At 70.3% G+C, this 12,888-nt stretch carries 10 protein-coding genes; 7 read left to right on the forward strand and 3 right to left on the reverse strand.

What is annotated here, in order from left to right; genetic code table 11:
- Positions 1-65: 65 nt before the first annotated feature.
- A complete protein-coding gene (locus tag ACFPMG_RS25230; RefSeq protein WP_376998009.1) occupies positions 66-2,366 on the forward strand; it encodes a mechanosensitive ion channel domain-containing protein in 2,301 nt (766 codons plus the stop codon).
- Positions 2,367-2,409: 43 nt separating this feature from the next.
- Here ACFPMG_RS25230 and ACFPMG_RS25235 read toward each other — a convergent pair whose 3' ends face one another.
- Positions 2,410-4,935: an ABC transporter permease gene (locus ACFPMG_RS25235; protein ID WP_376998010.1), complete on the reverse strand. Its 2,526-nt coding sequence runs from the start codon at positions 4,933-4,935 to the stop codon at positions 2,410-2,412.
- A gap of 105 nt (positions 4,936-5,040) precedes the next feature.
- Entirely contained in the window at positions 5,041-5,775 is a 735-nt protein-coding gene (locus tag ACFPMG_RS25240) for an ABC transporter ATP-binding protein (protein ID WP_376998011.1), read from the reverse strand.
- A 133-nt stretch (positions 5,776-5,908) separates the two neighbouring features.
- Here ACFPMG_RS25240 and ACFPMG_RS25245 point away from each other — a divergent pair, with 133 nt between their 5' ends.
- Genes ACFPMG_RS25245 through thpR form a run of 4 tightly spaced genes read left to right on the forward strand, consistent with a single transcriptional unit; the run spans position 5,909 to position 9,309 of the window.
- Positions 5,909-6,517 (forward strand): arylesterase, encoded by a 609-nt coding sequence (locus ACFPMG_RS25245; RefSeq protein WP_376998012.1) that lies wholly within the window; start codon positions 5,909-5,911, stop codon positions 6,515-6,517.
- Between the two features lie 6 nt (positions 6,518-6,523).
- Positions 6,524-7,699: an FIST signal transduction protein gene (locus ACFPMG_RS25250; RefSeq protein ID WP_376998013.1), complete on the forward strand. Its 1,176-nt coding sequence runs from the start codon at positions 6,524-6,526 to the stop codon at positions 7,697-7,699.
- 13 nt (positions 7,700-7,712) lie between these two features.
- On the forward strand, positions 7,713-8,756 hold the full coding sequence (locus ACFPMG_RS25255) for an NADP(H)-dependent aldo-keto reductase (protein WP_376998014.1): 1,044 nt from the start codon (positions 7,713-7,715) through the stop codon (positions 8,754-8,756).
- Between the two features lie 16 nt (positions 8,757-8,772).
- Positions 8,773-9,309 (forward strand): RNA 2',3'-cyclic phosphodiesterase, encoded by a 537-nt coding sequence (gene thpR, locus ACFPMG_RS25260; protein WP_145676298.1) that lies wholly within the window; start codon positions 8,773-8,775, stop codon positions 9,307-9,309.
- A 15-nt stretch (positions 9,310-9,324) separates the two neighbouring features.
- Here the strand turns inward: thpR and ACFPMG_RS25265 are convergent, their stop codons facing one another.
- The gene (locus ACFPMG_RS25265) at positions 9,325-10,575 is read right to left on the reverse strand and encodes a UbiH/UbiF/VisC/COQ6 family ubiquinone biosynthesis hydroxylase (RefSeq protein WP_376998015.1); all 1,251 of its coding nucleotides are present in this window, start codon (positions 10,573-10,575) and stop codon (positions 9,325-9,327) included.
- A gap of 319 nt (positions 10,576-10,894) precedes the next feature.
- On the opposite strand from ACFPMG_RS25265, the gene glnK reads away from it, so the two are divergent.
- Positions 10,895-11,233 (forward strand): P-II family nitrogen regulator, encoded by a 339-nt coding sequence (glnK, locus tag ACFPMG_RS25270; RefSeq protein ID WP_035670687.1) that lies wholly within the window; start codon positions 10,895-10,897, stop codon positions 11,231-11,233.
- Positions 11,234-11,584: 351 nt separating this feature from the next.
- Positions 11,585-12,817, forward strand: a complete 1,233-nt coding sequence (locus ACFPMG_RS25275; protein WP_376998016.1) for an aminotransferase class I/II-fold pyridoxal phosphate-dependent enzyme — start codon at positions 11,585-11,587, stop codon at positions 12,815-12,817.
- Positions 12,818-12,888: the final 71 nt, after the last annotated feature.

The following is a 12,888-nucleotide window of genomic DNA, read 5'->3' on the forward strand; positions in this document are numbered from 1 at the left end:
CATTGCTGAAATCACGGAAAAGGACAGGGATGCTTCGCGCACGCACCCGGTGGACGGTCCCCTGCATGGGCGCACTCGCCGTCCTTCTGCTGCTTCTCGCCGGCCTCGCCACGCCGTCGCTGGCCGCCGGACCCGTTCCGGGCGCCGCCATGCCGGCCCCGGCCGCCGCGGCCCCCGCGGAATCCGCCGCCTCGCCCGATCCGACGCCCGAGCAGATGCAGGCGATGATCACGACGCTGGAGGACCCGGCGGCCCGCGCCCGGCTGGTCGAGCAGCTGAAGGCGCTGGTCGCCGCGCAGAAGGGGCTGGAGCAGGCCAAGGCCGAGGAGGCCCCGGCGGCCAGCACCCTGCCCGAGACCATCGGCGCCACCGCCCTGTCCTTCCTGGCCGAGCGCATGGACGTGCTGAGCCGCCAGCTCGTCCAGGTCGGCAACGTCTTCAAGGAACTGCCCGGCGCCATCGAGTGGGCGAACCGGCAGATGATCGACCCGTCGGCCCGCGACCGCTGGGTGCAGATCGCCATCCAGCTGACGATGATCCTGACCGCCGGTCTGGCGATCGAGCGCTTCGTCGGCTGGCTGCTCGCCCGCCCGCGCAACGCGCTGGCCGCCCGCCGGGGCACCACGGCGCTGGTGCGCCTGCCGCTGCTGCTCGGCCGTGCGCTGCTGGAACTGGCGCCCATCGCCGCCTTCATCGTCGTCGGCTACGCCATCCTGTCGGTCAGCGAGCCGGGGCCGCGCGTCCGGCTGGTCGCGCTGGCCGTCATCAACGCCACCGTCATCCTGCAGATCCTGCTGGTCGCCGCCCGCATCCTGATCTCGCCCTTCGCGCCCTCCCTGCGCATGGTGCGGATGGGCGACGCCAACGCGCTGCGCCTCTACCGCTGGGTCCGCCGGCTGGCCGCGGTCGGCGTCTACGGCTATTTCCTGGCGGAGGGCGCCTATGTGCTGGGCCTGCCGCTCGGCGCCTACGGCGCGCTGCTGAAGCTGCTGGGGCTGGCGATCGCCGGCATGCTGATCGCGCTGATCCTGCAGAACCGCCGCATCGTCGCCGACTGGATGCACGGCAACCCGCTGTCCGGCGACGGCGATCCGGCGGCCACCGCGGAGCGCGAGTCGGAGGGCCAGGGCGCCGTCCTGCGCTCCGCCCGCCGCCGCTTCGCCGACGTCTGGCACGTCCTGGCGATCATCTACGTCGTGGTGACCTTCGGCGTCTGGGTGCTGAACGTCTATGGCGGGTTCGAGTATCTGGCCCGCGCCACCGGCATCACCATCCTGGTCGCGGTGATCGCCCGGCTTCTGGTCAACGGCATCAACCGCGGTCTGCGCCGCGGCCTGCGCATGGTTCCGGAAAGCCAGGGCGCGCTGCCGCCGCTGAAGGACCGCGCCTCCCTCTACCTGCCCTTCCTGCACCGGGTGGTGAAAACGGTGATCTGGGTCGGTGCCGCGATGATGATCCTCTACGGCTGGGGCTTCGACACGCTGGCCTGGACGGACACGCGGCTGGGGCAGCGCATCCTGCGCAGCACGGTCACCATCGGCCTTCTGCTGGTCGGCTCCATCGTCGCCTGGGAGGTGGTCAGCGCGATGATCGAGCGCTTCCTCGCCTCCACCGACCGCAACGGCACGCGGATCGAGCGCAGCGCGCGGGTGCGCACCCTGCTGCCGCTGCTGCGCAACGCCTTCCTGGTGGTGCTGGTGACCATGGTGTCGCTGATCACCCTGTCGGAACTGGGCGTCAACATCGCGCCGCTGCTGGCCGGTGCCGGTGTGGTCGGTCTGGCCGTCGGTTTCGGGTCGCAGACGCTGGTCAAGGACATCATCACCGGCCTGTTCATCCTGTTCGAGGACAGCATCTCCATCGGCGACGTGGTGGATGTGGGCGGCGGCCATTCCGGCTCGGTGGAGGCCATTTCCATCCGCTCCATCCGGCTGCGCGACGGGTCGGGCGCCATCCACACCGTGCCCTTCAACTCGGTCAGCACCGTCAAGAACATGTCGAAGGACTTCTCCTACGCCCTGTTCGAGGTGCGGGTCGCCTACCGCGAGGATCCCGACCGCGTGATCGAACTGCTGAAGGAGATCGGCACCGGCCTGCAGGCCGACGCGCTGTTCGCGCCCGACATCATGGCGCCGCTGGAGGTGATGGGCCTGGACAAGTTCCAGCCCGACTCGACCCAGCTGATCACCGCGCGCTTCAAGACCCGCCCGACCAAGCAATGGGGCGTGTCGCGCGAGTTCAACCGCCGCATGAGGAAGCGCTTCGAGGAGCTGGGGGTCGAGGTGCCGACCGGCTCCATGCAGCTCATCGTCGGCGGGAACCATCCCGACCGCGCGCTGGCCGAGGCGCTCAGCCAGGGCTCGTGACGGTCAGGCGCAACACCGGCGGTCACCCCGGTGATCGCCGGTGTCAGTCGTTGCGCAGCAGCGGGGCGGAGGGCTGGCCGAGCGCCCGCCACGTCCCGAGGAAGCCGAAGGCCAACGTGATGGCGGTGCTGAGCAGCGCCGTGGTCAGCACCGCCGACGGCAGGAACGTCCAGTCCCAACGCATCAGGAAGGTCATCACCGCCCAGGCCGTGATGGTGCCGATGACCCCGGCGATGGCTGCGGTCAGGATGCCGAGCAGCCCGTATTCCAGCAGGAACGCCTTCAGCACGTCGGCCCGCGTGGCGCCCAGCACCTTCAGCACCACGGCGTCGTAGACCCGGCGGCGGTGCCCGGCGGCGACCGCCCCGGCCAGCACCAGCGTGCCGGCGGCCAGCGTGATGCCCGCGGTGACGCGCACCGCCGTGCCGATGTGGCCCAGCATGGTGCCCACCGTGTCCAGCGCGTCCTTCACCCGCACCAGCGTCACGTTGGGAAAGCGCTGCAGGACGGAACGCTGCACCTCCGGCTCCGCCGCCGGGGTGCTGCGGACGGTGGCGATCCAGGTCTGCGGCGCCCGCTCCAGCGTGCCCGGTGCGAAGACCAGGGCGAAGTTGATGGCCAGAGTCGAGAAGTCGGCGGCGCGCACGTTGCCCACCGTCGCCTCAATGGTGCGGCCCAGGACGTTGATCCCCATGGTGGCACCAGGACCGATGCCGAAGGCGCTCGCCACGTTCTGGTGGATGGAGATCAACGGCTTCCCCTTGTAGTCCTCCGGCCACCAGGAGCCGGCGACGATCTCCGAATGCTCGGGCAGCTTGGCCGAATAGGTGATGCCGCGGTCGCCGGACAGCACCCAGGACTGCTCGGGGTTGACCAGCGCCTTCTCCGCCGGCTGGCCGTCCACCGTCTCGATCCGCCCGCGCAAGGACGGCACCGCCTCGAACCCGCTGGTGCCGGGCAGGGCAGAGACCATCTGCTTCAGCGGCTCGAACTGGTCGGGCTGGATGTCCACGAAGAAGAAGCTGGGCGCGTCCTTGGGGATCGTCTCGTTGACCCGGCGGGAGAAGTTGCCCTCGATCAGCGCGATGGCCACCAGCACCGTCAGGCCGAGACCGAGCGACAGCACCACCGCCCCGGTCGGGTTGCCGGGCCGGTGCAGGTTGGCGAGCGCCAGCCGCAGCCCCGGACGGCGCGGGCGCCCCGCCGCCGCCGCCCCGCGCACCACCAGCCAGGCGGCCACGCGGAAGGCGATGAAAGTGGCGATGGAGCCGCCGACGAACCAAGCGGCGAACATCTTGTTGTGGGCGGTGGCGACGGCCAGCCCGGCCAGAGCCGCCACGGTCAGCGCCATCGCCGCCAGATAGACCGCGCGCGGGCGGCCGCCGGCGGGGGCGACCACGTCGCGGAACTGCGCCGCGGCCGGCACCTCCCGCGCGCGGCCCAGCGGCCACAGCGAGAAGGTCAGCGCGGTCAGCAGGCCATAGAGCGCGGCCAGCGCCAGGGCGCTTGGGTAGACGCCGATCCGGGTGGGCACCGGCAGCACCTGATCGAGCAGCGACCCCAGCCCCAGCGGCGCCACCGCACCGAGCAGCAGCCCAAGCAGGATGCCCAGCCCGGACAAAGCGAGGATCTGCAGCAGATAGACCTGGAAGACCAGATCGCCCGGCGCGCCCAGGCATTTCAGCGTGGCGATCGTGCGGGCGCGCGAATCGAGATGGCTGCGCACCGCGTTGCCCACCCCGACCCCGCCGACCAGCAAGGCGGTCAGCCCGACCAGCGTCAGGAACAGCGTCATGCGGTCGATGAAGCGCTCGATCTGCGGGGAGGCGTTGGTGAAGTCGCGGACCCGCCAGCCGGCGTCGGGGAAGCGCGCCGTCAGCGCCGTCTGCCACGCCGCCACGTCGGTGCCCGGCGGCAGGGCCAGCTTGGCGGTCCAGTAGACGATGCTGCCGGGCTGGAGCAGGCCGGTGCCCTCCAGCGACGGCAGGCCGATCATCACCCGCGGCCCCAGCGAGAAGGCGCCGTTGGACGCCCGGTCCGGCTCCCGCGTCAGGACGCCGCGCACGGCGAACTCGCCCTCGCCCAGACGCAGCGTGTCGCCGGTCTTCAGCCCCAGCCGGTCGAGCAGCCCGTCCTCGACCAGCGCACCCCAGCGCCCGTCGCGGTTGGCCAGCGCGCTGTGCAGGTCGCCCTCCGGCGCCAGGGCCACGGAGCCGTAGAGCGGATAGACGCCGTCCACCGCCTTCAGCTCGACCAGCGTGGAGCGCTGGTCGTCGGCGGAGCGGGCCATGGCGCGCATCTCCACCGATTGCGACAGGCGCCCGGCCTGTTCCAGCCAGGCGCGCTGCTCGTCGCTCGGCGGTGCGTAGATCTGCCGCAGAGCGACGTCGCCGCCCAGGATCGCCCGCCCGTCCGCCTGAAGGCCCGACAGCACGCCGCCGGACACGGAGTTGACCGCGGCGATGGCCGCGACGCCGAGCGTCAGGCAGGCGAGGAAGATGCGGAACCCCTTCAGCCCCCCGCGCAACTCGCGGCGGGCCAGACGGAAGGCGAGGGCGAGGTTGGTCATGGGGGTGTCCGGCGGGAGTGACGATGTGGGCGGTGGAAAAAGCCCTCCCCTGCGAAGCGGGGGAGGGTTGGGTGGGGGCCCGGCTCAGCCACGCCCCCGGACATCTCAGTCCCCCACCACGCGCTCGCGTTCGGCGCGGGCGGCCATGCCGTCGTCGACGATGCGGCCGTCCATCAGGCGCACGGTCCGGTCGCAGCGGTCGGCCAGGGACGGGTCGTGGGTGATCAGCACCAGCGTCGTGCCCCGCCGCTCGGCGAGGTCGAACAGCAGTTCCACGATGGTGGCGCCGGTGCCGATGTCGAGGTTGCCGGTCGGTTCGTCGGCCAGCAGCAGCGACGGCTCCGCGACGAAGGCGCGGGCCAGGGCGACGCGCTGCTGCTCGCCGCCGGAGAGCTGGCCCGGATAATGGCTCAGCCGATGGCCCAGCCCGACCGCCTCCAGCCCGGAGCGGGCGCGGTCGAAGGCGTCGGCGGCCCCGGCGAATTCCAGGGGGATGGCGACGTTCTCCAGCGCGGTCATCGTCGGCACAAGGTGGAAAGCCTGGAAGACGATCCCCACATGGTCGCGGCGGAAGCGCGCAAGCCCGTCCTCGTCCAGCCGGCCCAGATCCTGTCCGGCAACGCGCACGGTCCCGCCCGTGGGGCGTTCCAGCCCGGCCATGACCATCATCATGGTCGACTTGCCGGAGCCCGACGGACCGACCACGCCGACCCGTTCACCGGGCTGGATGCGGAGATCCAAGCCTCTCAGGATGTTGACGGGTCCGGCCGCGCTGTCCAATCTCAGATGCACCTCGTCGAGATCGACGATGGCAGAGGCAACGGAATCGGGTCGGGACATTGGCATGCGTCTCTGGAACGGGCGGGGGAACGGGCGGGAAAACCTCACGCCATATGGCATGGTGCGCCGCCATTTCAACATGGCCCTCCTTCGGTCGGGGCTGGCCGCTCTTGCCGTCGTTGCGGGAGTCGGCATGACCACGACGGCGCTCGCCCAGAACGGTGCGGGGAAAGGGTCATACACCTTGCTGGCGCTCGGCGACAGCCTGACCGCCGGCTACGGCCTCCCCGAGCCACAGGCCTTCACCGTGCAGTTGCAGGCGGCGCTGCGGGCGAAGGGCTACGACGTTACCGTCGTCAACGCCGGCGTGTCGGGCGACACCACGGCCGGCGGGCTGTCGCGGCTCGACTGGGCGCTGGCCGACAAGCCGGACGCCGTGCTGGTGGAGCTGGGGGCGAACGACATGCTGCGCGGGCTCGACCCCACCGCGGCGCGCGCCAACCTCGACGCCATTTTGAAGCGGCTGACCGGCGAGAAGCTGCCCGTGCTGCTGGCCGGCATGTACGCGTCGCCCAGCCTGGGACGCGCGTACGGGGACCGCTTCAACGCCATCTATCCGGATCTGGCGAAGACGTACGACGTACAGCTCTACCCGTTCTTCCTGGACGGCGTGGCGGCCGACGCTGCGCTGAACCAGCCTGACGGCATCCATCCCAACGCGGCCGGTGTGAAGGTGATCGTGGAGCGCATCACGCCCCATGTCGCCCGCCTTCTGGACGGCATCGCCAAAAACGGAGGCTGAAGACCCATGGCGACCCTGGCCGGCGACACCGCCACCACCGAGAGCTTCTTCAAGGCCGCATCGGCCACCGGCACCGAATGGGGCGCCGTCGTCAAGGCGTGCCTGGACGAACTCGGCGCGGTGGAGGGCTGCAACCTCGGCTTCCTCTACATCACCGACGCGCTGGCCGAGCACGCGACGAGCATGGTCACCCTGCTGCGCGGCGTCACCGGCATCCGCGACTGGGTGGGCACGGTCGGCATCGGCGTCTGCGCCAACGACGAGGAAATCTTCGACAAGCCGGGCATCGCCGTGATGGTGGCCCGTCTGCCGCCGGAGGGCTTCCGTTTGTTCCCGGTGGTGTCGGGCGACATGGAACCGCTGCGCCGCATGGCCGGCGGCTGGCTGGACAAGCACGGCGCCATGCTGGCGCTCGCCCACGCCGACCCGCGCCACCAGGATCTGGCCGGGCTGGTCGTTTCGCTGGCGGAATCAACGGGAGCCTTCCTGGTCGGCGGCCTGTCGGCCTCGCGGTCGGAGTTCCCGCAATTCACCATCCCCGGCAACACCGCCACGATGGTCGGCGGGCCGGTGGCCGACGGCGGCGTGTCGGGCGTGCTGTTCGCGCCGCAGGTGCCGGTCGCCACCGGCCTCAGCCAGGGCTGCACGCCCATCGGGCCGGTGCGCACCATCACCGCGGCGGAGGACAACGTCGTCCTGGAGATCGACGGGCGCCCGGCGCTGGAGGTCTTCAAGGAGGACATCGGCGAGTTGCTGGCCCGCGACCTCAAGCGGGTGTCCGGCTACATCTTCGCCGGCCTGCCGATCGCCGGCAGCGACACGGCGGACTATCTGGTCCGCGACCTGATCGCCATCGACCCGCGCGCCGGCTGGATCGCCGTCGCCCATCATGTGCAGAGCGGCCAGCCCATCCTGTTCACCCGCCGCGACCAGCAGAGCGCCGAGTCGGACATGCGCCGCATGCTGGCCAACCTGAAGAAGCGCGTGAAGACCACCCCGAAGGGCGCCCTCTACGTCAGCTGCATCGCCCGCGGCCCCAGCCTGTTCGGCGAGGGCAGCCAAGAGCTGGCGTTGATCCGCGAAACCTTCGGCGACATCCCGCTGGCCGGATTCTTCGCCAGCGGTGAAATCTCCAACGCCCGCCTGTACGGATACACCGGCGTGCTCACCCTGTTCCTTTAAGGATCAAAGACAAATGCAATACCGTCCGCTCGGCCGCACCGGCCTGTCGGTCAGCGCCATCGGCCTGGGCACCATGACCTGGGGCCGCCAGAACAGCGAGGCCGAAGGCCACGCCCAGATGGACTACGCGCTCGGCGAGGGCGTGACTTTCTGGGACACGGCGGAGATGTACGCCATCCCCCCGACCGCCGACACGTACGGACGTACGGAAGAGGTGATCGGTACCTGGTTCAAGGCGACCGGCAAGCGCGATCAGGTGATCCTGGCGAGCAAGGTCGTCGGTGCCACCGACGGCGGCTTCGCCTGGGTGCGCAACGGCGAGGCGAAGCTCGACCGCGCCAACATCTTCGCGGCGGTCGAGGCCAGCCTCCGCCGGCTCCAGACCGACTACATCGACCTGTACCAACTCCACTGGCCCGACCGTTCGACCAACCGCTTCGGCGCGCGCAACTACGTCCACCGGCCGGAGAAGGACGGCACGCCCATCGAAGAGACTCTGTCGGCGCTCGACGAGTTGGTGAAGTCCGGCAAGGTCCGCCACATCGGCGTGTCGAACGAGTCGCCCTGGGGGGTGATGCAGTTCCTCAAGCTGGCGGAGGATAAGGGCCTGCCGCGCATCGCCTCGATCCAGAACGCCTACAGCCTGCTCAACCGGACCTTCGAGCAGGGTCTGGCCGAGGTGTCGCTGCGCGAGGATGTCGGGCTTCTGGCTTACTCGCCGCTGGCCGCCGGCACGCTGACCGGCAAGTATCTGGACGGCGCCGTTCCCGCCGGCACCCGCCGCGCGCTGGATCACCGCAAGTCGCGCTACGCCACCGTCAACGCCGACGCGGCGACGAAGGAGTATCTGGACGTCGCCCGGCGCCATGGCCTGTCGCCGACGCAGATGGCCATCGCCTTCACCCTGCAGCAGCCCTTCGTGGCGTCCTCGCTGATCGGCGCGACGACCCTGGAGGACCTGAAGTCCAACATCGCGGCGGTGGACGTCACGCTGTCGGACGAGGTGATGAAGGACATCGAGGCGGTCAACGCCCGCTATCCCGACCCCTGCCCGTAACCGTTCCGGAACGCCAATGATCCGTCTCTTCGTCGCCCTCGATTTTCCGGAGGAGGTGCGCCGGCGTCTGGCGGGGCTGGGCGGCGGCGTGCCCGGCGCCCGCTGGACCGACGCGGACAACCTGCATCTGACGCTCCGCTTCATCGGGGAGGTGCCGGAGGATCAGGCGGCGGAGATCGACGAGTCGCTGGCGCAGATCGCGGCGCCGGCCTTCGATCTGGTTCTGGACGGCGTGGGCGTGTACGGCAGCGGCCGCAACGCCCGCGTCCTCTGGGCCGGAGTGGAGCGCAGCGACGCCTTGTCGCACCTCCAGTCCAAGGTCGAGTCGGCGCTGGTCCGTTGCGGCCTGCCGGCGGAGGAGCGCAAATTCTCGCCCCACGTCACGCTGGCCCGGCTGAAGGACGCGCCGAAGGACCGGATCGGCCGCTTCGTCGAGGAGCGCGGGATGTTCCGCGCCGGTCCGATCCGGGTGGAGCACTTCACGCTCTACCGCAGCCACCTGGGCAAGGGGGCCGCGGTGTACGAGGCGCTGTCGGAATACGGGTTGGGGTGACGGGCGGTCGGCGCCTTACAGCGGCACGCCCTTGATCATCCGCGGCAGTTCGCCGACCACGCCCATCGCGTGCCGCATGAAGAAGCGCTTCAGCGGCGGCAGGCGGTTGACGACGGCCATGCCGACGTCGCGGGCCAGCTTGATCGGCGGGATGTTGTTCGAGAACAGGTGGACCAGACCGTCGCAGACCACGGCCAGCAGCACCGTGTCGAAGCGGCGCCAGCGCTGGAAGCGGGCCAGCACCTCCGGCGAGCCGACGTCCAGCCCCAGCCGGTGGGCGTCCACGATCACCTCGGCGAGCGCCGCCACGTCGCGCAGGCCCAGGTTCAGCCCCTGCCCGGCGATGGGGTGGATGGCGTGGGCCGCCTCGCCGATCAGGGCGACGCGCTCCGCGATGAAGCGCTCGGCGAGCAGGACCGACAGCGGCCAGGCGTCGCGCCGGGTCACCAGCTCGATGTCGCCCAGATAGCCGCCCGACCGCCGGGTCAGCTCGTCGATGAACTGGTCCTCGGGCAGCTTCAGATACATGTCGACCAGCGACCGCTTCTCGCTCCACACGATGGAGGAGCGGTTCTCGGTCATCGGCAGCACGGCGAAGGGGCCGTTGGGCAGGAAATGCTCCACCGCGACGCCGTTGTGCGGCTCCGAATGGCGGATCGTGCAGATGATCGCGGTCTGGTCGTAGGCCCAGGTGCGCAGCTTGATCCCGGCGCTCTCCCGCGCCAGCGAGCGGCGCCCGTCGGCCCCGACCACCAGCCGCGCCTTGACCACCCGCCCGTCGGCCAGCGTCACCGTGGCGCCGGCGCGGGTGCGCTCGATCGACACCGCCTGGGCCGGGGCCAGATGGTGCAGGCCGGGCAGTTCCTTGGCGCGGGCGAACAGGGCGCGGCGCATGTCCTTGTTGTCGAGAATCCAGCCGAAGGGCTGGTTCTTGCCGTCCCAGGTCAGCTCCGTGTGGTCGTAATGGACGAACAGGGGCGAGAACTGGTCGGCCACCCGGATGTCCAGGATCGGGCCGGCGTCGGGCTCCATGTGCTTCCACACGCCTGCCCCCTCCAGCACCTTCATCGAGGCGTAGGCGACCGCCGTGGTGCGGATGTCGAAGTCGTCCCCCGCCTGCCGGTCCGGGCTGTCGCGGTCGATGCAGACGACCGGAACGCCCGCGGTGGCCAGGGCCGCCGCCATGCTGAGTCCGGCCAGTCCGCCGCCCAACACGACGACGTCGGTCGTGATCTCCTGCGCTGCGGTGGTGCCCGATTCGGTCATGATGGCGCTGCCCTTCGATCAGTGTAGACGGGTACGGACAATCGTTCCGCTTGGTCCGGATGTCCAGCGGCGCTGCGTCGCGGCCTCCAAATTGCGCAATTATTAGGCACAGCCTGCCCAATCGATCGGCGAAACAGCCAAAAACCGCTGAAAAGGGCCGATTCTGCAACCGGCACGATTTTTGAAGACATTGCTTTTTATGGTCGAGGCGAACACGCTCGAGTCACGTTCGGAAAACCCGCCGCCACGGCGGGATCGGCCGAGGGGGGACCGGGCGACCGCAAGGGCCCGCAAACACGCATACCCAAGGGGAAGCCACATGAAACTGGTTATGGCCATCATCAAGCCGTTCAAGCTCGACGAAGTGCGCGAGGCGCTGACGTCGCTCGGGATCCAGGGCCTGACGGTGAGCGAGGTGAAGGGCTTCGGACGCCAGAAGGGTCAGACCGAGATCTACCGCGGCGCCGAGTATTCCGTGAGCTTCCTGCCCAAGGTGAAGGTCGAGGTCGCGGTGTCCGACGACCAGTACGAGCAGGTGGTCGAGGCGATCCAGAAGGCCGCCAACACCGGCCGCATCGGCGACGGCAAGATCTTCGTGCTGGACATCGCCCAGGCCGTGCGCATCCGCACCGGCGAGACCAACACCGAAGCTCTCTGAGGCGTCCTGGAGGAAGCGGACCGGGCGGGGCGTCATCGCCCGGCCCCTCCCTCGAGGGGGGAAGGTGCGTCCGCTTTTTCTTGCCGCGGGGCATCGATGATCTGCCCGGTGACTTGAGGCCGGGAACGCCAGTCTTTCCACCGTGGCGCCAAGGCCGCCGGAACGGGCGGCGTATGCTTTCCGTTGACCGGGCTTCGTCCGGTTTTGTGCCCTTGTGCCGGGACTCCACCGCCGGTAGGATCGTTTCCGTTTCGTATCGGGCAGAGGCCCCCAGAGGCCCCTGACGGGCCGTGCCCCTCGGGGCCGGCCCGGCCTTCTCGGGCCGTCCTCATGGAAAGGATTCTCGGCGGCATGTCGCTCCCGGACCTCGGCACCTTCGCTCTCGTCAACGACCGGCTCGACCGGCTGTCGGACTACCCCTTCACCCGGCTGGCGGCCCTGCTGTCCGGGGTGACGCCGCGCGCCAACGCCGAGCCGATCATGATGTCGGTGGGCGAGCCGCAGCACCAGCCGCCGGCCATCATCGACGAGACGCTGCGCGCCAACGCCCATCTGTGGGGCAAATACCCGCCGGTCGGCGGCACGCCGGAGTTCCGCGAGGCGGTGGGCGCCTGGCTGGCCCGCCGCTACGCCCTGCCGGATGGGCTGTTCGACGCCGAAAAATCCGTCCTGCCGGTGTCCGGCACGCGCGAGGCGCTGTTCCTGCTCGCCCTGCTGGCCGTGCCGCCGAGCAAGGCGGGCCGGCAGCCGGCGGTGCTGATGCCCAACCCCTTCTACGCGCCCTACGAGGGGGCGGCCCTGCTGGCGGGGGCGGAGCCGGTGTTCCTGCCCTCCACCCGCGAGACCGGCTTCCTGCCCGACCTCGACGCGCTGACGCCGGAGCTGCTGGAGCGCACGGCGCTGTTCTATCTCTGCACCCCGGCCAACCCGCAGGGGGCGGCGGCCGACGCCGCCTATCTGGAGCGGGCGATCGGGCTGGCGCGGCGCTACGGCTTCATCCTGGCGGTGGACGAGTGCTACGCCGAGATCTACCTGGACACGCCGCCGGTCGGCGCGCTCCAGGTCGCGTCGGGCCTCAATCACGGCGGGAAGCCCTGGGCGAACATCCTGGTCTTCCATTCCCTGTCCAAGCGGTCGAGCGCCGCCGGGCTGCGGTCGGGCTTCGTGGCCGGCGATCCGGAGCTGATGTCCCGCTTCACCCGCCTGCGCAGCTACTCCAACGCCGGGATGCCGCTGCCGGTGCTGGCGGCCAGCGCCGCCCTGTGGCGGGACGAGGCCCATGTCGAGGAGAACCGTGCGCTCTACCGCGCCAAGTTCGACGCGGCGGAGGGTGCGCTGAAGGGACGCTACGGCTACTACCGGCCGGACGGCGGCTTCTTCCTGTGGCTGGAGGTCGGCGACGGCGAGGAGGCGACGCGCCGCCTGTGGGCGGAGGGCGGCATCCGCGTTCTGCCTGGCGCCTATCTGACCCGCAGCAACCCCGGCGAGGCCAATCCCGGCGCGCCCTTCATCCGCATCGCGCTGGTGAACGATGCCGAGACGGTCGCCCACGCCTGCAGCACCATCGCCCGCATCCTGGGATAAGGGCGGGGGAGATCCCCGTCCCTCTTCGGCCCGCCCAATCACCCCGGTCTTTCGCCCCGAAGGACGGGTTC

The sequence above is a fragment of the Azospirillum himalayense genome (genome assembly GCF_042657465.1).
Classification (GTDB): Bacteria; Pseudomonadota; Alphaproteobacteria; order Azospirillales; family Azospirillaceae; genus Azospirillum; species Azospirillum himalayense.

What these genes read in the sequence shown, in the direction of transcription:
- ACFPMG_RS25230 (WP_376998009.1), top strand. Translation starts at nt 66, where the DNA reads ATGGGCGCACTCGCCGTCCTTCTGCTGCTTCTCGCCGGCCTCGCCACG.
- ACFPMG_RS25235 (WP_376998010.1), bottom strand. Translation starts at nt 4,935, where the DNA reads ATGACCAACCTCGCCCTCGCCTTCCGTCTGGCCCGCCGCGAGTTGCGC.
- ACFPMG_RS25240 (WP_376998011.1), bottom strand. Translation starts at nt 5,775, where the DNA reads ATGTCCCGACCCGATTCCGTTGCCTCTGCCATCGTCGATCTCGACGAG.
- ACFPMG_RS25245 (WP_376998012.1), top strand. Translation starts at nt 5,909, where the DNA reads ATGACCACGACGGCGCTCGCCCAGAACGGTGCGGGGAAAGGGTCATAC.
- ACFPMG_RS25250 (WP_376998013.1), top strand. Translation starts at nt 6,524, where the DNA reads ATGGCGACCCTGGCCGGCGACACCGCCACCACCGAGAGCTTCTTCAAG.
- ACFPMG_RS25255 (WP_376998014.1), top strand. Translation starts at nt 7,713, where the DNA reads ATGCAATACCGTCCGCTCGGCCGCACCGGCCTGTCGGTCAGCGCCATC.
- thpR (WP_145676298.1), top strand. Translation starts at nt 8,773, where the DNA reads ATGATCCGTCTCTTCGTCGCCCTCGATTTTCCGGAGGAGGTGCGCCGG.
- ACFPMG_RS25265 (WP_376998015.1), bottom strand. Translation starts at nt 10,575, where the DNA reads ATGACCGAATCGGGCACCACCGCAGCGCAGGAGATCACGACCGACGTC.
- glnK (WP_035670687.1), top strand. Translation starts at nt 10,895, where the DNA reads ATGAAACTGGTTATGGCCATCATCAAGCCGTTCAAGCTCGACGAAGTG.
- ACFPMG_RS25275 (WP_376998016.1), top strand. Translation starts at nt 11,585, where the DNA reads ATGTCGCTCCCGGACCTCGGCACCTTCGCTCTCGTCAACGACCGGCTC.